This window comes from Leptolyngbya sp. PCC 6406, assembly GCF_000332095.2.
In the GTDB taxonomy this organism is placed as follows: domain Bacteria; phylum Cyanobacteriota; class Cyanobacteriia; order Phormidesmidales; family Phormidesmidaceae; genus PCC-6406.
Window position 1 is genome coordinate 2,547,793 of the sequence record NZ_KI913949.1, and the last position, 18,982, is coordinate 2,566,774.

At 56.4% G+C, this 18,982-nt stretch carries 12 protein-coding genes; 8 read left to right on the forward strand and 4 right to left on the reverse strand.

The annotated features are described in order from the left end of the window. Positions 1-94: 94 nt before the first annotated feature. A complete protein-coding gene (locus LEP6406_RS0211295) occupies positions 95-1,435 on the reverse strand; it encodes a sensor histidine kinase (RefSeq protein WP_027269058.1) in 1,341 nt (446 codons plus the stop codon). 351 nt (positions 1,436-1,786) lie between these two features. Between LEP6406_RS0211295 and LEP6406_RS0211300 the strand changes: the two genes are divergently transcribed. Together LEP6406_RS0211300 and LEP6406_RS0211305 are read left to right on the forward strand one after the other, a co-directional pair. Continuing rightward, complete coding sequence (locus tag LEP6406_RS0211300) at positions 1,787-3,094, forward strand: M16 family metallopeptidase (protein WP_008310815.1); 1,308 nt, start codon at positions 1,787-1,789, stop codon at positions 3,092-3,094. Positions 3,095-3,212: 118 nt separating this feature from the next. Next, a complete protein-coding gene (locus tag LEP6406_RS0211305) occupies positions 3,213-4,145 on the forward strand; it encodes a fructosamine kinase family protein (protein ID WP_008310817.1) in 933 nt (310 codons plus the stop codon). Between the two features lie 225 nt (positions 4,146-4,370). On the opposite strand, the gene LEP6406_RS0211310 is transcribed toward LEP6406_RS0211305, so the two are convergent. Continuing rightward, the gene (locus LEP6406_RS0211310) at positions 4,371-5,783 is read right to left on the reverse strand and encodes an amidase (RefSeq protein ID WP_008310819.1); all 1,413 of its coding nucleotides are present in this window, start codon (positions 5,781-5,783) and stop codon (positions 4,371-4,373) included. 4 nt (positions 5,784-5,787) lie between these two features. Then, positions 5,788-6,546, reverse strand: a complete 759-nt coding sequence (locus LEP6406_RS0211315; RefSeq protein WP_263971164.1) for an ATP-dependent Zn protease — start codon at positions 6,544-6,546, stop codon at positions 5,788-5,790. 763 nt (positions 6,547-7,309) lie between these two features. Between LEP6406_RS0211315 and LEP6406_RS0211325 the strand changes: the two genes are divergently transcribed. Both LEP6406_RS0211325 and LEP6406_RS0211330 read left to right on the forward strand, forming a co-directional pair. Continuing rightward, entirely contained in the window at positions 7,310-10,000 is a 2,691-nt protein-coding gene (locus LEP6406_RS0211325; RefSeq protein WP_008310823.1) for a hypothetical protein, read from the forward strand. A 2-nt stretch (positions 10,001-10,002) separates the two neighbouring features. Continuing rightward, on the forward strand, positions 10,003-10,341 hold the full coding sequence (locus LEP6406_RS0211330) for a hypothetical protein (RefSeq protein WP_008310825.1): 339 nt from the start codon (positions 10,003-10,005) through the stop codon (positions 10,339-10,341). 77 nt (positions 10,342-10,418) lie between these two features. Here the strand turns inward: LEP6406_RS0211330 and LEP6406_RS0211335 are convergent, their stop codons facing one another. After that, positions 10,419-11,081: a TetR/AcrR family transcriptional regulator gene (locus LEP6406_RS0211335; protein WP_027269059.1), complete on the reverse strand. Its 663-nt coding sequence runs from the start codon at positions 11,079-11,081 to the stop codon at positions 10,419-10,421. Positions 11,082-11,259: 178 nt separating this feature from the next. On the opposite strand from LEP6406_RS0211335, the gene LEP6406_RS0211340 reads away from it, so the two are divergent. The 4 genes from LEP6406_RS0211340 to LEP6406_RS27645 form a co-directional block, all read left to right on the forward strand. Further along, complete coding sequence (locus LEP6406_RS0211340) at positions 11,260-12,189, forward strand: NAD(P)-dependent alcohol dehydrogenase (RefSeq protein WP_263971165.1); 930 nt, start codon at positions 11,260-11,262, stop codon at positions 12,187-12,189. A 168-nt stretch (positions 12,190-12,357) separates the two neighbouring features. After that, positions 12,358-13,644: a WD40 repeat domain-containing protein gene (locus tag LEP6406_RS0211345; RefSeq protein ID WP_225886510.1), complete on the forward strand. Its 1,287-nt coding sequence runs from the start codon at positions 12,358-12,360 to the stop codon at positions 13,642-13,644. Positions 13,645-14,497: 853 nt separating this feature from the next. After that, positions 14,498-15,841 (forward strand): GAF domain-containing sensor histidine kinase, encoded by a 1,344-nt coding sequence (locus LEP6406_RS27640; RefSeq protein WP_008310832.1) that lies wholly within the window; start codon positions 14,498-14,500, stop codon positions 15,839-15,841. A gap of 384 nt (positions 15,842-16,225) precedes the next feature. After that, the coding region (locus LEP6406_RS27645) for a hydantoinase/oxoprolinase family protein (protein ID WP_317133832.1) at positions 16,226-18,982 on the forward strand (2,757 nt) is incomplete at its 3' end.

Consider the following 18,982-nt stretch of genomic DNA (forward strand, 5'->3'; position numbering starts at 1 on the left):
CCGAGGGAGAGAGGAAGGAAGTCGCCCTTGAAGGTTTTGACTGAGCACTATTTCACAACAAGTCTATTCAAAACTCAAAATTCAAAATTCCCTATCACCTATCCCCTGCCTTTAAAGGTAGCCATACCGTGACGGTGGTTCCCTGACCAGGAGGACTCTCTAGGCGGATAGTGCCCCGGTGATTGTCGAGAATCACCTTAGCAATCGCTAAGCCTAGCCCTGACCCGGCAGCACGGGAGGATCGAGGTCGCGCTGGATCGGCCCGGTAAAAGCGATCAAACACATGGGGCAATGCCTCGGGGGGAATACCAGAGCCCGTGTCTTGAATCTGCACCTCTAGGCCAGGGTGGCTTTGCCAATAGCTCTGACTCCAAGTCACGGTGATAGTGCCACCAGCAGGGGTGTATTGCAGGCCGTTGCTGATGAGGTTGGTAAACAGTCGGGTAATCTGGTCCTGATCTCCAGAGATTAGCACCCACTGGTCGAGGGGCGATTGAGCCGGGAGATAGACCAAGGCAATCTCCGCCTCCTGTGCGATCGCACGTTGCTCCTCAATGACCTCCTCCAGCACCGCCGCCACATCCACCGGCTGAAGTTGGAGCGCCACCAAGCCACTTTCCTGGCGCGTCAGAAACAGGAGATCGTCCACCAGCCGACCCAGCCGCCGGGTGAGACGCTCAATCACCTGAAATTGCTGCTGTTGAGTATCCGCATCGGCATCGGGATCTGCCAAAGCCACTTGCACATTGGTTTGGATCACCGCAATGGGATTCCGCAATTCGTGGGAGGCATCGGCGGTGAACTGTTTCAACTGCTGATAGGAATCCCGCACTGGAGCCATGGCAATCCCCGACAGGAGCCACCCAATCCCAGCCACCGCCCCCACCATCAAGCTGGTGCCCAGAGCCAGATCTACAATCAGACGACGGCTGGGCTTACTCACCTCAAACCAAGGATGGCTCACCCGCAAATAGCCCAGCACCTGATGTCCTGCCATCACTCGCTGGGTCACCTGTCGCGCTACCTGCTCTCCCTTGGTCCGCACCGTCTCCCCCGCCAGATTTACCCGCAGCGGCAGGTGAAAGGGTTCCGCCAGAGTGGACCATAGCAGCTCCCCAGAGGGGCTAAACCACTCTAGGTCGATGTGATCGTCTTCTACCGCCTGGGCATTATCCCGAAAGCTAGCCTCTACATTGACCCGCTGCGGAGGTTCTACGACACCAATGGCGGTGAGTACCCGCTCCCCCGGTCCTAATCCTGGCTCGATCACTAGGGATCGCTGCACAATTTCCACCACATGGTTCAAGGTGTCATCCACCCGCTCCACCAACGTGGTGCGTACATAGAGATATACGCCACTGGCAAATACCAGCAGCACCACCGCCGTAATGGTGGCGTACCATAGCGCCAGTTGCCGCCGAGTTGCCTGAAACATACCGTTGCTATCGTTCGCTGTTGCTACCGTTGCTGGAGAGGGCATCTGCTGGAGAGGGCACCTGTTGAAGAGAGCATCTGTTGAAGAGGACATCACCGTTGTCATCATAGCGACGGTACCGATGGAGGCTGGCTGGACTCCGGGCGAGGATCCATTTTCTAGCGCACGGCATGTCCTGGGGGGATTCTACGGGTAAAAAATGTAGATGCCTTCCCCCTCAGACACGGCACATCCCCGCTGTGATGATTAAGATGGGTAAAGTGCGATTTGATCCTCATTTGATCCTCGACTATTTGATCCTCGATTATTTCCAGGCTTGACCCCCTTTCATCCCCTAGGAGCAATCTGTCTATGACCTCTGCGATCGCCGTTGCCTCCCCCACGGCTTCAACGGTGCCCACGATACGGCGGCTAGACAATGGCTTGACCATCATTGCTGAACAGATGCCGGTAGAGGCCGTCAACCTCAACCTATGGGTGCGAGTGGGATCGGCGGTGGAATCCGATGCCATCAATGGCATGGCCCACTTTCTAGAACACATGATTTTTAAGGGCACGGCCCAACTGCCTATCGGGGAATTTGAGCGCCGTATTGAGGCCCGAGGCGGGGTTACCAATGCCGCCACCAGCCAGGACTATACCCATTTCTACATCACCACCGCGCCCCAGGACTTCGCGACCCTGGCTCCCTTACAAATTGACTTGGTGATGAATCCGCTGCTGATGGATGCAGAGTTTGAACGGGAGCGCCCGGTGATTTTGGAAGAGATTCGCCGCGCCAATGACAATCCCCGCCGCCGCACCTTCTATCGCTCTATGGAAATGGCCTTTGATCGGCTGCCCTATCGTCGCCCGGTCCTGGGGCCAACGACGGTGATTGAAGGACTCCAAGCTCAGCAAATGCGGGATTTCCACGGTCACTGGTATCAGCCGGAGCGCATTACGGCGGTGGCAGTGGGCAATCTGCCCGTGGAAGAATTAATTCAGGTGGTGGCCGACAGCTTTGAGGAGGCGATGGCCCATCGGGCGTCCCTGTCACCCCATTGCTGGCAGCTGGGGCCAGTGGTGCGCTCGACACCGGAGGCTCCCTTTAGCCAAATTCACCGCACTGTTCATATTGATGACGCTCTGCAACAGGCGCGACTGATTTTGGGCTGGCGGGTACCGGGGGTCGCTAATTTAGAGCACACCTATGCTCTGGATGTATTGGCATCGGTGCTGGGGCGGGGGCGCACAGCGCGATTGGTGCAAGATCTTCGGGAGGAGCGCCAGTGGGTGACGAGTATTTCCGCTAGCAATTTGACCTACTGGCAACAGGGAGTATTCTCGATTTCAGCCCAGCTTCCCATCGCTCATTTGGAGCAAGTGGAGGCGGCGATCGCGACCCACATTACCCAGGTATGTGCAGAGCCTATTACCGAGGCAGAACTGCGCCGCATCCAAACCCAGGTGGCCAATCGCCATGTTTTTGGCAGTGAGAGTCCCAGCGACCGGGCGGGGCTCTATGGCTACTACCACACTCTGACGGGGAATTTGGAGCCAGCCCTGGCCTATCCCCAGGCTATTCAAGCTCTCACCCCCAAGGATATTCAGGTCGCGGCCCAGGCCCACCTCTCTCCCACGGCCTATGGGGCGGTTATCCTTCGACCTGATGTATGATATCAAGTCCGTTTAATTAGCCACACAAATCTGTTGGGTGGTCAGTAGGGGCGAACGGCTGTTCGCCCTGTTCAAAATTGTGGGCAATTAGCCGAACACGATATGAGGGGAAAGGACGATGTGGACTGCTGCGATCGCGGCAGATATTGCGGCGCATATTACGGAGGTCACAGGTCAGTCTTTTACGGTGCAGGGCTGCCGGAGCGTCGGGGGCGGAAGCATTAACCAGGCGTACCAAATTCAGGATCGCCATGGTCAGGGACTGGCCCCTTGGGGCCATCGCACCTACTTTCTCAAGCTGAATCAGGCATCCCAGATTGCCATGTTTGAGGCAGAAGCCTTGGGCCTAAAGGAGATTGCCGATAGCCATACCATTCGTGTGCCGCGCCCCCTCTGCTGGGGGACGGCGGCGGATACGGCCTACATCGTTCTGGATTGGATTGACCTAGGCGGCGGCGGTGCCGATGCCTGGTATCGCATGGGGCAGAATCTAGCGGCGATGCATCGAGTCACCTGCGATGGCCCCTTGGGGCCGGTCCCTGACCATTGCGGTTTTGGCTGGCGACAGGACAACACCATCGGCGCAACGCCGCAAAAAAATCCCTGGACCCCCGATTGGCTCACCTTCTATCGAGAGCAACGGTTGCAATACCAGTTCCAACTGGCCCAGACACGGGGGGGACGGTTTCCCCGCCAGGGAGAGTTGCTGGCAGCGCTCCCTGACTTGCTGGCGAATCATAACCCCGCCCCCGCCCTTGTCCATGGCGACTTGTGGTCTGGCAATGCGGCAGTGTCCCGTTCTGGGGAACCCGTCATTCTCGATCCGGCTCCCTACTACGGCGATCGTGAAGTAGACATCGCCATGACCGAACTCTTTGGCGGTTTTCCCGCCGCCTTCTACGAGGGCTACAACGCCGCCTATCCCCTAGATGCGGGCTACAGCCGTCGCAAAATTCTCTACAACCTGTACCACATCCTCAACCACTACAATCTCTTCGGCGGCGGCTATGACTCCCAAGCCAACCGCATGATTGAACAACTGCTGCGCTAGTCCAGATGGGCCAGCGCGGACTTATAGCGCTTCTCACTCGGGTTAAGTACAGGCAAGGGGCTTAAGCCCCTTGTTCCCCGAATTGCCATCAAGTTGAGCTGTACCTCATCCCTTAGGGAACCGCTATATGTTCAATCCGTTAGGAACCCGGATCCTTTAACAGGCAATTCTTGTGGGTCAGGTATCTTGCCTGACCCTAAACAGCGGGACGGTTATCCCACTACATTAGTGCGCTGCTATCTGGGGTCGCCAGTGTGCCCAGGGTTGGACCTGCTCAAGTTGGGCGGCCACCGCCAGCACCGTAGCGTCAGCGCCGGGACGCCCCACCAACTGCACCCCTATGGGTAGATTACGGTCGTCGAATCCGGTGGGAATCGCGATCGCAGGTTGACCGCTGGCATTGAAGGGGGGGCAGGGGGCAATCCAGCCAATGATGTTTTTCAGGGTTTGGGCACTGCCCAGGGTGCGCCATTCCCCTAGGGCAATAGTGGGATGTAAATAGGTGGGCAGCAGCACCAAGTCATAGTCGTGAAAGTGCTCCACAATCCGACGAGCTACCCGCTGGAGTTGAGAAGCCGCTCGGAGATAGGCTCCACTACCCGTTCTCCAGCCCCGCCACAACAGCCAGCGGTTCATTCTTTCCAGCACAATCCAGGGCACATTCGCCTCTGCCACCACGCATTGCCATGCAATGGTAAAGGGTTCAATCAAAGAACTCAGGTCCGGCGGGTCCACGGATTCCACCTGATGGCCGAGGGCTTCGAGGTGGTGGGCGGTATCTAGCACCGCCTGTTGGCAGGTGGGGTGGGCCGTGCCCAGGGGGGGCAATGCCGTCAGCAGAGCCACCCGCAATGGAGACACAGGCTGGCGACTGAGGGCGAGAAAGGAGGGTTCTGGGTTCGGTAGCCAGTAGGGATCCCCGGTGGTATAGCCCGCCATCGTATCTAGAAGGGCTGCTGTATCCGCCACGGTGCGCCCTAGAGGACCGTTGGTGGCGAGACCATGCATCCGTTCCCCCACGGGGGCAAAGCTGATGCGCCCTCGGGAGGGTTTCAACCCCACCAGCCCGCAGCAAAAGGCCGGACCCCGCAGGGAGCCACCACCATCGGAGCCTTGAGAAATGGCGCAGAGTCCGGCGGCTAGGGCCGCTGCCGCCCCGCCACTAGAGCCCCCTGGTGTGAAGTCTAAATTCCAGGGATTGCGGGCGGGCGGAAAGCCGGGGGGTTCGGTGTAGGGCAGGGAGCCCAGTTGTGAAGTAGCCGTTTTACCCAGGAGGATAAACCCCGCCCCCCGCAACTTGGGGATAATGCCATCGTCTTTCTCAGCAATGCGATCGCGGGCAGCGCGAACGCCATAGGAACAGGGAACGCCCGCGACAGGATTCAGATCCTTGACGGAAAGGGGGACGCCAAAAAAGGGGGGCAGGGTCTCGGGATGGGTGGCCAAGTATTCGGTTTTGGCCTGGGCATCGGCTAGGGCCTGCTCCGCCATCACGGTAAAGTAGCAGCCCAATTGGGGATTCAGACGGTCGATACGCTCTAGGTACAGGGTCACCAGATCCAGGGGGGAAACCTCCCCCGTTCGCACCAAGCGGGCCTGCTCTAGGGCGGGAGTAAAGGCCAGATCGACAGCGTTCATGGGTCTACACCGTTGGGGTTGGGGCGAGGCCAGGGACGAGGAGGGCTTGGCAGTCCGCCACCGATTCCCCTGCGGTCATGGCCGCCACTAAGGCACGATAGGCGTCTTGATGGTGCTCCAGCATTGTGCGGGCTTGGAGAGCCGCCCACCGTTGCTGGGTTTGGCGCTCCTGGGAGCTGCGGCCCAACTGCTGCCAGAGAATAGCAAATTTTTGCTGATCATCCTGGCCACCTAGAGCCTCTCCATAGATCCACTGTTCCGCCGCTATCCCTGCCATCCAGACCGTGGCATAGCGGTTCACCATCTGGGCGGAAATTTTTCCCTGGGCTAGGGGAGCTTCCAGGTCTGTGGTGTCAAACCGCACCCCCCCTTGTCCCGGCAAGCCCTTACGCCAAGCTTCCCAGGCATTGAGGCTGTAGTCCTGGATGGGAATATCCAAGAGGTGAGCCACGAGGAAATGGGCCGCTTCGTGGTGGGCGATGCGCTGACGCTGCTGGGGAGAAAACCGGGACAGGCTACCTATGATCAAATTGCCCAGGGTGCCCTGCCCCATAATCTGATCCAGGGTGGCAATGCCAAGGATGACGGTAATTGCGATGGTCAGAGACCAGCCCAAAGGGGCCATCGCGGGTACCACCGGAGACATCTGGACTAATGGTCCCAACAGGGCAGTCATGGTCACCAGAAAGATCGTAATCGCCACCAGATTGAGGGTAATTTGCCCCATGGGAATCGCCGCCTCTACTGCATACCAATCTAACAAGATAGGTCCGGCCCTCATCCTAATGACGAATGACAACTTCGAGCCATAGCCTAGTACTCTGCGGCGTCAATATCCTAACCGTTCTATCGTGGTACACCTCGGCCCCTCACCCTAGCCCTCTCCCATTGGGAGAGGGGACCAGAAAATGTTGGGCTGACGCGACAATAGCGGGCCGATTTACGCCCTACTGTACTAGTGCTTTGTCAGTTTTCAAATTGTGAGTTTGCGTAGGTTGGGTTCCGCTAGCGCTGCACCCAACTTTGTATGGTAAGCGGCCTGCGCTCCAGGGTTATTTTGGCAGCAGACCGTCAGGGGAGGACTCCGACCCGAGGGCTTTGAGCAATTGAGCCAATGGCTGGACGGCACTGGTCGCCTAAGAGGTGATGGTGTGGAACCCTCTGGTGGTGAGGATTTCATAGGTTGAAATGGGCCGCTTGCAGGATCCCATGGCCAAGAGCCCTCCGGGCATGGCTTCGCTAGAGCTGGGGTGGTTTTCTTCCCCAGACTGTCATGGGGGCGACACCAGTTGTAAATCATAAGGCTTGCCTAAGGCCCATACCTGGTCTTCACGCCGCTGGCAGGGGCACAAAATTGATTCCGTAGGGCAAAATTGATTCCATAGGGCAAACGTGATCACGCCTACCTGGCAAGGGTTTCCCCGTTAATTGTCCACACGCCCTAAAGAATCTGCGAATTAATGGTGTACCAGGTGGACACTGGACGCTGCGGGAATTGAAAATCATAAGACTGACAAGGTGTCAATATGCCTTTCCAACGCATTCGTCGGCTTAGCTCCCAGCGCTCCCAGTCGCCATCAACGACATCTCAGGTTTCACCTCAACCCTTTTCTGTCCAAGAACCCCAACATTTCCCCAGCCAGAAAGAACTTGAAAATCAAGGTTTTAACCAAGACAATTTTGAAGCCACAGGACTACAGCTAAAGGCAACCTATGGCACCATCACGCCTATCGAGCAAGAAAGGCTGGGAGTCCTACAAGCCAAGATGGACAGCTTCTGGACAGAGCGCATGGAGCAGGCTAAAGCACAGCCAAACTTGCTAGAAATCCTCGCTCGTAACCCTCAGTCAACCCAGGTAACCGAGGCAACAGCACCCCTTCAGCCTCAATTGACTATCGGGCAACCCCAGGATCACTATGAGCAAGAGGCGGATCGAGTAGCATCCCAAGTCGTCGAGCAGATCCATACTCCTACCACCGCCCAATCACCGCAGGGCAAGGCGGTGCAGCGGCAGGACGAAAAGGGCATGGAACGTCAGGCTAAACCCGAGATTACGGGACTACAGCTCAATGCCCCAACTGTTGGGTTTTCAGTGCCACAGTTCCAGCGCATTGTTCAGCGGGACGGCACCGATATCTCCGACCCGGCCATGAGCCAAGCCCTGGCTCTCACAAACGACAATTATTTACTGGCTGCGGCTATTGCACCGCTGATCAAGCAATGGGGAGAGGTCCGAATAGGCGTCTTTCTCGGAGCCTTCCCGACAGGCATCAAAGACGCCATGATTGCAACGGAAATGGTGGGTTTTCTTGATTCTGGTGGCACGGGGGAACAAGCACAGTACATCAATACTGTATTTCCCAATGCTGCTCAGCAACAGCGGCAACTGATGGGCTTGTTCTTAAGTGGTGCAATGCTCGATGACGTGAAATGGGCGATGGGGGCGGTTGGCAACGATGTCGAGAAAGCCGAGGCGGCGCTCAGCTACCTTGAAATTTGGAAAGCCCAGGGGGCAGCAGCAGAGAATCTTGCCCGCATTGAACTGGCGAAGGTGAGTGGTGATGTGTCTCTGGCCACAGTCGTCATGAACCTCTGGTCAACCTATAACTTTGACCCAGATCTGCGTGCCTGGGTGGGTAAGCGTGCCGCAGAGATAGCCCAGAACCAGCTTGAAGATGAAGGCAAGCTCGCTGAGGCCCGCAAACAGGAGTACATTAAGACCAACGCTCCCGAGAAACCCAATATCAGGAAGGGCAAGCCCAATCAGTCCCAGCAAGCCAAGCTCAACAAAATCAAAAAGGTCACTGAAACAGCAGAGGAAACCTGGGCTAAAGAGATGGAGCAAGCCGCTCTTCTCGTGCCGGGTTGGACAGAGGCCGAAGCAGGCAAGATGGAAAGTTTCCTCAATGCCGCTGCCAAGGCTGGTGCCAAGCCGGAGGCTGCGAAGTCAGCGCTGCAACTCACTGACGGGAATATCCCTCTGGCCGAAGCCCTGCTCGATATCTTTGCGATCGCAGGTCTTGCGCCAGAAGCCGCTCCTGCCACGGCCCTCTGGGCACTTGATCAAAGCAAGAACCCTGATAACATCCGGAAACTGGCGCTCATCCTTGCTCAGGGATTGGCCGCAACCCTCGATTTGGCCCTCGCTAAATCTGTCTCCCAATGGCTCCTCAACGTTAAGCTGAGTGCCGAGAATCAGAGCAAAGTTATCAGCGCGGCAGTGGCGGCCCCGAGTGCCTGGCCGCAAGTTGAACAGTTTCTGACGAAAAACGACGCAAGATTAGCCCATGCTGTCTACGTGCTCGAATGGGCTGTCCAAGGGGGCACAACGACGATAGGTGACCTTGTTGATTGGATCGATACCCGCACACTCGACGATATTCGCTGGGCACTGGAATCCCAGATTGCCGCTGCGGGCAGCGCCACTACGACGGAAGCCAATAGCCGACTTGAGCTGTTAGAGAAAGCGAAGGAAGAGCTTAAGGATAAGAAGGCGAAGGAAGCAATTACAGAGATCCTACTCAAGTGCGACGACTTTGCCCAGGCTAAGAGGCTCCTTCAAAAGATAAATTCCAGTCAGCCAAAACCATCCCGTATTGTTGAGATTATGGCGCTGGATGGCGCTGTCAATGGTACGAAGATCTTGGAATGGATCGAGAATAAAAAGATTCCGGCAATCGAACTATACGATCACCTCGTCACGAAGAAGCTTACTTACACAACGCTCGATGATCTGCTCGATACAGGAACAACATGGAAGCAGATTGAAGAACTGCTCCCCCAAGCAAAGGATAAGGGCAATGAGACCTGGCAACAGGCAGGTGTCATACTCCTGACCAATATTAACAAGATGCCGAATGCCTCTGAGTTGCAGAAGCAGGTTAAGAAATACAAAGGCAAACATCAAACGAACATGACACGGACAGTGGATGCTTGTCTAAGCCACGGTGTCTGGAATCAGGGCACTTTTCCTGATGCAATTGAATCCTTGCTTTACCACTATGCCAAGCACGTTATTGACGAAGGCGGCGGCGGTGGGGCAGATGCCCAAACTGTGGCGCAGTACAGCGCGGCCAGCCGGGGGCCGATTGCGCGATGGGCTCAGGGTTATGCAAGCGCTGAAGGTGGGTGGAAGATCACTCAACGAGGTGGTGGTCCACCTGGTGGTATCTACACCGATCCGGGTCGAGAAACTCTCAGCTTCTGGCAGGCGTAAAGATGACGAGTGATGAAGCGATTAGACATCTCCGGGAGCGCTGGAAAACCCTGACTGCGACCCGAATCCCTCCACGGATACCGGATGATCTGGAGGCAGAGGATCTACGCGGCGACATCATTGGCTACGACAGCCATGTTGCTGGTGTCGTTTCCAGCATTTTGGCGGGCTCCCCTATCGAGACCCACTGGCTCAAGCCGCGCTCGAACCTCCTTGTCCGGGCGCGATCGCTCACTAGCCGTCTTCCAGATACGAATGCCTACCTGGATTACATTGTTCTTCTGGATGAGGTTCTGGGTCTGGCGGCGACGGCGCAACCCTTTCTCGGTGGTAGCGACTAATTGCGATCGCGCATAGCCTAACGGCATTCAAGAAAGGCTGAACCCACCCCCGAGGGCTTGGGGGTGAGGGCTGAAGATTATTTCAGGAGTCTCTCTAGTCCATTGAGAATGAGGTCAAGCCCAAACTCAAAGTCGTGAAGACCATCATAATCCCCTTGTATGACTTGGTGCGTGAGCTGGTTCATATAGGGATATTGCTCAGCAGGGATTTGCGGCAGGTAGGCAGCGGCTATATCCCCATAGGCCGATGCCTCAATGGGAAAATTCAACTCCTGAAGCGTAAACCCATAGACATGACTATCAATGGCATTCCACGCATGATCCGCCATTTCAAATGAAAAGCCCGCCTCTTTCAGGCAACCCAGTGTCGAATCCACATAGCGCAGCATCGCTGGCCCCACATTCACCCGAGACACGAGCGGCATCGTAGCCCAGGGATGCAGCAACAGCACCTCATGGGCAGAAATTGCCCGCCGACGCATAGCGATCTTCCAATCAGCGCCGGGTTTGGGCACCTCTATTTCACTCACCACGCTATCGACAATGCCATCGATCAGATCGTCTCTATTGGCAACGTGGTTGTACAACGACATGGCCTTAACCTCTAGCGCCTGAGCCAGCTTTCGCATAGAGAGTGCTTCCAGGCCACCTTCATCAGCTAAACGAAGCGCAGCCCACAATATTCGTTCCCTACTCAAGGGCAGACGTTCTGACTTTCTGGAGCTGGTGTTCTTAGCCATCCCTACTGTTTGTCGTCACATCGGAACATCCCAAAAACCAAGCCCAATCACGAAGTTTTGTTGCTCATAGTCCAATTATTACATACACTGTAAGTTTATGTTATGCTTACGCTGTAAGTTTGCATGGAAAAATTATTCAATGAAGGCGATCGCCCAGACCGAATATGGTTCACCAGAGGTGCTAAAGCTGACGGAGGTCGATCGCCCCTTGGTTCAAGCGGATACTGTGCTGGTGCGGGTTCATGGGGCATCTGTCAATGCAGGTGACTGGCATTTGATGAGGGGCCGTCCGCTTCTCGTTCGTCTGATGCTAGGGGGGCTTTTGCAGCCGAAAATTAAGATCATCGGGTTTGATATAGCGGGTACTGTGGAAGCCGTCGGCAACAATGTTACGGGCTTCCAGGTAGGGGATGAAGTGTTTGGCGATCTGTCGGAATGTGGGTTTGGCGCGTTTGCTGAATATGCTGGTGCACCAGAATCAGCTCTAGCACTAAAGCCGGATAATCTTACTTTTGCAGAGGCCGCTGCTGTTCCTGGTGCGGCAATGACGGCCCTACAAGCCCTACGGGATATCGGTAAAGTCCAGCCTGGTCAGCAGGTGCTCATCAACGGTGCTTCGGGAGGGGTTGGATCCTATGGGGTACAACTTGCCAAGGCTTTTGGCGCTGAAGTTACGGCTGTATGCAGCATTGAAAAAAAGGATCGGATAGGGGGTCTCGGTGCAGATTGGGTGATGGATTACTCACAGGTAGATCTGACTCAGAAAAAGATATACGACTTAATTGTTGATGTAGCGGCCTATCGGTCAGTGTTCGACTACTTGCCAGCGTTGAAACCTGGAGGCAGCTATGTTTTGGTGGGGGGCTCGATCTCACGGTTGTTCCAGGTCATGATCTTAGGATCTTTAATTTCAAAAATGAGCAATCGCACGGTGAAAGCCTTAATAGTGAAGCCCAATTCGGCAGACTTAGTCACGCTGAGGGCGTTGATCGAGGCAGGCAAAATCATGCCGCTAATTGACCGCCTCTACAGCCTGGAGGAAGTCCCTGTGGCCCTTCGCCAACTTGAGCAACGGCAGGTGGTGGGGAAGGTGGCTATTCGTGTGTGAAAAAAGAGCGTGCTGCAAATTGTTCATTATCTCAGCGCCGAACGCTTTGTTCGTTCTACTCCCGGCATCTGTCGAATCAGTGCCTAGTTTTAATCCCATGCTGCTTTTGTCATGAACTCTCGACCCGTACCGCTTTTGTCTCTTCTTCGTTGGTTGATATTAGGAATTGTGAGTAGCCCTCTTGGGCTTGGCTCTGGCGCGATCGCAGCCCCACTTTTCACCACCCAATTCGGAGCTGAAACATCAATAGCGGCAGCGCCTACCTGGCAATCGCCCCAACGCCTCTACCGCATTTCCCTAAATTCTCTCTATCCTGCTGGTAGCAACAACATTCGCCCGATTGCCCAGGCGATTAGCCCTAACAGTGAAGTGCTCGCCCTCCTCAGCACACAGGCTGACGGCGATCAAGCTGACGGCGCGCAGCCTGATCGCAGCATTCTCGCCCTGTGGAACTTGGGGCGCGGCACCCGCCGAATTACGTTGATACCCGCAAATCGCGGCCAGCCTCAAGCGCGGGTCATTGCTTTTAGCCCCAACAATCAGCAGATTGTCGCCGGACTGACGGATGGTGATATCCAGGTTTGGAATACAACCACTGGGGACTCTCTACGCCGATGGAATGCCCATGAGACTGAAATTAAGGCGATCGCCATCAGCGCCGACAGACAGTTTCTAATTACAGGGAGCAGCGATCTCACCGTCAAAGTGTGGGAGCTTAACAGCGGCAGGCTTTTGCAAACTCTGCGCTTGACCGCAGGGGAAGCCGCAGCGACACCTGTGCAGGCGCTGCAAATCAGCCCTGACAGCAGGCACTTGGCCGTCGCCACGGAGCGCAGTATTCAGCTTTGGGATATTTTGGAGGGCAGGCTTGTCAAAGTTGCTGTGCAGCTCTCACCCCAACAGGCCCAATCGTTGAGTTCGGCCCTTCCTTTGGCGATGGCATTTGTTCCGAACAGTACTAACCTGGCCACGTTGGATACCGACAACAGCATTAAGCTTTGGAATAGAAACAATGGCACTAGAGTCATTACCTTACGTCAGCATCAGCAGCCCATACAAGCGCTGACGGTAGACCATGCTGGACAACTGCTGATCAGCCGAGACAGCACTCAGTCTGTGCTCTTTTGGAACTTGCAAACCTATCGGAGCGATCGCTCGATCAGTGTAGCTTCGGGCAATAGCGATATTGCTGTTGACGGTAGCTGGGTGAGTAGTTTGGATGCGATCGCTACTCCCAATTCAATTACACTCAGCGCCAGCGGCGATACCTTTGCTGTCCCCCTTGAAAAACTAGCTAGCTCCCTAATCCCTTCTGGTTTTGGCATCGATTTACGGGAAGTGGCGACCGGGAACAGACTATCTATTATCCCCAATGCCCAACGGATTAGCTTCAGCCCGAACAACCTTTTTCTAGTTGCAGTTCAAGCCTCGGATGTGCAGGTTTGGCAACCCTAATCAGAAATCAAGTGGGGTTGCTATATGGATACGGATGGTTCTATCGTGGTACATTTCGGCCCCTCTCCCTAGCCCTCTCCCAGGGGGAGAGGGGATCGGAAAAGGTTGGGCGGTGCGACAGAATAGTTGGTCTATTTCAGCCCAACAGCATCGTCAGCCTAGTGCTGGGCGGCGTAAATATCCTTGCTGTTCTATCGTGGTACACTTCGGTCCCTCTCCCTAGCCCTCTCCCAGGGGGAGAGGGACCGGACAGGGTTGGGCGGTGCGACAGAATAGTTGGTCTATTTCAGCCCAGGTGCATTAGTACACCTGGGCTGAACTGATTGCTTTTGGCCGCAGGCTAGGGGTCTGTCAAACCTGATTTTGTAGGTTGGGTGCAGCGCTAGCGGAACCCAACATGGCCCACCGCTGTTGGGTGACCCTTCGTTTTAACCAACCTACGCAGACTCACAAGGGTAATGTTGACAGATGACGCCCAATTCTGGCAGCAATAAATTTTGCTAGGGAGAAAAAGTGCAAACGTGTCTCTGTGTCTCTGTGCAATTCTCGTAAAAATACGGAATTTACTCATAACTTGATACCTGCACCTGGGGGTGAGACCCATCTCCGTGAAAACCGAGTAGTGGCTCGGTATCTATAGCAAATAGTTCTTGAAAATGCCTGATATTCGTTTAGTTAACGAGACTATGGGGGCACTCTAAGACTGTACAAATCAGAGTTGACTTCCCCCTTGGCTGCCATGAAGCAGAATGCAATGACTTCTGTAAATGGGGAATTTCAGGGTCCGGCATCTGTATCATCGTTGCCGAACCCTGGCAGACCCCCTACAACTGTATCGGTGATAAATGACGCCATGCCCCTCAGTGACCCAACTGCGATCGCGATTGAAACACTCCCGGTGTTTGAAGAAGCCACCCAGACGGCAGCGCGGTTTTTGGGAATGCCCATCTGCACGATTGGCCTAGTGGAGGACACGGACCTGGTACTTAAGGCGGCAGTGGGGTTGTCCTACTTGGGCTTCATGAACCAGTTAGCGCGGACGCGGCGGCTATCTCTGACCGATGATTTAATAAGTACAACCTACCATCAGCCCCAGTATCTGGCGCTAGAGGATGCTTCGGAGGAGAGTCTTTACTACACCTCCGAACTGGTTAAAGCCTATGGGGTGCGGGGTTATCTGGGGGTGCCCCTCCACACCTCCACCGGCCAGTCTATTGGCGTGTTAATGGCCTTAGACACCCAGCCCCACGTCTTTACAGAACAGGCCATCGCCTTCATGGAGATGATTGCTCGCTGGGCTATGAGTGAATACGAGCGGCATGTTCTCCTACAACGGACGATGGCCCAAAGCCAATCAGAGACTATCGCGTCCCATCTCCAGCAGGACGCGAAAACTTTAGGATCCATCACCGCCCCCCTGGTAGACAAAATTCGCCTGCACCTGATCGGTCAACTGACCCAGGAATTACGGACCCCTCTCACCTCTATCACCGGCATGGCAGGGATGCTCAGCCGAGAGATCTACGGCCCCCTGACCCCTAAGCAGCATGAATATGCGGAGATTGTCCGCAGCAGTAGTCAGCGCCTACTAGAAACCGTAGACGAAATTCTGGCCCTGGGTAGCCTCAACCATGGTCAAGCGCCCCTGGTGCCTGTGACGGTGGATGTGGAGATGGTGGGGCAGCAGGTGAGCAATACCCTGGCCTCCTTGGCCCAAGAGCAAAACCAGGAAATCCACTTGACTGTGGAACCCGGATCTCGCCTTTGGAGTCTGGACAGCGCCAACCTCAAGCAGTTGATGTATCACCTACTCTTCTGTGTCCTGCACCTAACGGGAGAGGGCGGTACTATTCGCATTCATGCCTCCCGTCGCGATGCGGCTCTGAGTCTGGCGATTTGGCTCTCCCATCCCTGGCTGGGGGAAGGGTTGCCCAGCATGGCGGCCTCGTTTCAGCCCTATCTGTCGGGAGGTGAACAGGCGGGTTCCTTGGACATTGCCACCCCTTCCCTGACCGCAACCAGTGACGATGCCGATGGGTCGGTGGTGATGGTGCGATCGCGGGAATTACTCGCCCTAATCCTGAGTCGCCACTTAGCAGAGCGCCAGGGGGGAACCCTCACGCTTCAGGGCAATGCCGAGACGGGATACCGCTTTGTCGTCCTATTGCCGGCCCTTCAGTCCCTAGATGCCCATTAGGGACTCGCAGAAAAATAAGGTACTTGCTGATCGGGGAGGATCAATTCAAAGCGGGACAAATCTCGTGGGGAGGAGTTAGGAGTTAGGAGTCAGGAGTTAGGAGCCAGAATCTAGGAGAGTACTGGATTCTGACTCCTGACTCCTGAATTCCTCGGAGCCTATATGGTCTCGGTTTACGTTGATGCCCTGATCGGGCTTGCTCCCTCTGGGGCGGTAAAGCCAACGACTCCGTTGCTCCCTAGGGGAGCCGCTAACGCGAACAGGGAACTGGATGTTTGTATGGAGACAACGACGTAGCGAGCTTTTCAGCTTGTTTCAAGACATAACCTTCCAAGTCGTGTATTGACACGTCCCTGAGGTCTATGGATGGACCTAGGGCACGGGGTGGACAGGGTAGAATCTGGTCAGGTTCCCAGGGGCAGCAGCCTCGACCAGAGTCTTGTAGGGCGCATCACCATGCTGAAGGTCTTTGCCGATCGCGGTGGCACATTCACCGACCTAGTAGCAGTAACCGATCGGGCAGATTGGGTAGCGCGACTGGCTTCCCTGCCCCGGTTTCACGTAACCCCCCTGCCCAACCATCAGTGGGTCATCGTCTACAAGCTGCTGTCGGAACAGCCGGATCGCTACCCCGATGCCGTGATCCAGGGCATTCGCGATATTTTGGGCCTGTCTTCCCAGGAGCCCATCCCCACCGCAGACCTAGAGGTCGTGAAAATGGGGACGACGGTGGCCACCAATGCCCTGCTGGAGCGAAAAGGCGATCGCACTTTGCTCGTCACCACCCAGGGTTTTCGGGATGCCCTCCGCATTGGCTATCAGCATCGACCCCAGATCTTTGCCCGCCAGATTGTACTGCCGGAAATGCTCTACGAGCAGGTGGTAGAGGTGCGGGAACGCTACACCGCCGAGGGGGAGGAGCACATTCCCCTAGAGGCGGCGGAATTGGCGCGGGTCACCCAAGCACTGCAAACCGCCTATGACGACGGCATTCGAGCCTGCGCCATTGTCCTGCTCCACGGCTATCGCTATCCCGCCCATGAACAGCACTTGGCGGCAATTGCCCGCCAGGTGGGCTTTCCCCAGGTCTCCGTCTCCCACGAAATCAGCCCGGTGATGAAATTCGTCAGCCGGGGGGATACGACGGTACTGGATGCCTACCTGTCCCCCATCCTGCGCCGCTATGTGGATCAGGTGGCGACGGCCTTGGGACAGGGCGGTCATTCCGGCGTCAATTCCGGCGTCAATTCCAGTGGGCCAGGGGGGGATGCCAGACCTGGCCCCAAATTGGAATTCATGAAATCCGACGGGGGGCTCACCGATGCCCACCTATTTCAGGGCAAAGACAGCATCCTCTCCGGGCCTGCGGGGGGCATCGTTGGGGCAGTGAAAACCAGCCAGCGGGCAGGATTCAACCAGATCATCGGCTTTGACATGGGGGGGACTTCCACTGATGTTTCCCACTTCAACGGGGAGTACGAGCGCACCTTTGAAACCGAGGTGGCGGGGGTGCGGCTGCGGGCTCCGATGCTGGCCATCCATACGGTGGCGGCGGGGGGCGGGTCAATTCTGGCCTTTGATGGAGCCCGCTACCGGGTGGGACCAGAGTCGGCGGGTGCCCATCCCGGTCCCGCCTGCTATCGCCAGGGGGGACCGCTGACGGTGACCGACTGCAATGTGATGCTGGGAAAATTGCCACCGGCGTTCTTTCCCCAGGTCTTTGGCCCCGAGGGAAACCTGCCCCTGGATCAGCGGGAGGTACAGCACCAGTTTGCGGCGCTGGCGGACCGAATTGCCGCCGAAACCGGAGACCAGCGCTCTCCAGAACAGGTAGCGGCGGGGTACCTGGCCATTGCCATCGACAAGATGGCCAATGCCATTAAAAAAATCTCCGTTCAGCGGGGCTACGACATCACCACCTATACCCTCTGCTGCTTTGGTGGAGCAGGGGGACAGCACGCCTGTTTAATTGCCGAAGCCCTGGGAATGAAGACGATCTTTCTCCATCCCTACGCCGGGGTACTGTCGGCCTATGGTATTGGGCTGGCGGATGTGCGGAGTCTGGCGGAAAAGGCGGTGGAGACGGAGTTGACGGCGGCGGTCCTACCCCAGCTCCAGAGAGAAATAACGGCCTTGGAAATGACAGGGCGACAGACCGTATTGGCCCAGGGTATTGAGGCAGAGCGGATTCAGGTCGTGGCCAAGGCCCATCTGCGCTATGCCGGGACCGATTCAGCCCTGCTGGTGGACTTTGGGGCAGTGGAGAAAATGCGATCGCACTTCCACACCCAGCACCAGCAACGCTACGGCTTCATCCAGGCCGATAAACCCCTGATCGTCGAAGCCGTATCCGTGGAAGTAATCGGCCAAACCCGGCCCCTAGAAGATCCCTGGCTCACCCCCGGCAGATCCACCCCCCTGACCGCCGCCGCCACCATAGACCTCTATAGCCAAGGCACTTGGCACACCGCCCCGGTCTACCAGCGGGCCGATCTGTGTCCTGGAGACGCCATTACAGGGCCAGCCCTGATCATTGAAGCAACTGGAACCAACGTGATCGAGCCGGGATGGACCGCCACCCTGACAGAGCGCAATCACCTGATTCTGCAACAGGCAGCAATTTCCCTCCCACCTACCCCTGGAGTACAAGCCGCTATTCCTCAAGGAGCTGGGAGAAATGGAACTGGGGAGCAAGCGGCTGGAGAGAACACCGCGATAGTCAAAGACCAGCCCCAAGGCGTCATCGCCCCGGCAAGCCAGTCTGCCCCCCCAGAAACCGCCCCACCGACCATCACGCCCCCAGACCCGGTACTCCTGGAGATTTTCAACAACCTGTTTCAGGCCATCGCCGATGAAATGGGCATCACCCTCCAAAACACCAGCCACTCCGTCAACATCAAAGAACGCCTCGACTTCTCCTGCGCCCTCTTCGACGCCCAAGGCCAGCTCGTCGCCAACGCCCCCCACATCCCCGTCCACCTAGGCTCCATGAGCGCCAGCGTCCACAGCCTCATAGTCGCCACCAAAGACCATCTGCAACCCGGAGATGTCTACGTCTCCAACAACCCCTACAACGGCGGCACCCACCTCCCCGACGTAACCGTAATCACCCCCGTATTCGCCACCCCCACCCCCCAACAC

Bases quoted from the DNA above. Each gene is read 5' to 3' on its own strand.
- LEP6406_RS27640 (WP_008310832.1), top strand. From the start codon at position 14,498: ATGCCCCTCAGTGACCCAACTGCGATCGCGATTGAAACACTCCCGGTG.
- LEP6406_RS0211335 (WP_027269059.1), bottom strand. From the start codon at position 11,081: ATGGCTAAGAACACCAGCTCCAGAAAGTCAGAACGTCTGCCCTTGAGT.
- LEP6406_RS0211305 (WP_008310817.1), top strand. From the start codon at position 3,213: ATGTGGACTGCTGCGATCGCGGCAGATATTGCGGCGCATATTACGGAG.
- LEP6406_RS0211330 (WP_008310825.1), top strand. From the start codon at position 10,003: ATGACGAGTGATGAAGCGATTAGACATCTCCGGGAGCGCTGGAAAACC.
- LEP6406_RS0211325 (WP_008310823.1), top strand. From the start codon at position 7,310: ATGCCTTTCCAACGCATTCGTCGGCTTAGCTCCCAGCGCTCCCAGTCG.
- LEP6406_RS0211300 (WP_008310815.1), top strand. From the start codon at position 1,787: ATGACCTCTGCGATCGCCGTTGCCTCCCCCACGGCTTCAACGGTGCCC.
- LEP6406_RS0211295 (WP_027269058.1), bottom strand. From the start codon at position 1,435: ATGTTTCAGGCAACTCGGCGGCAACTGGCGCTATGGTACGCCACCATT.
- LEP6406_RS0211310 (WP_008310819.1), bottom strand. From the start codon at position 5,783: ATGAACGCTGTCGATCTGGCCTTTACTCCCGCCCTAGAGCAGGCCCGC.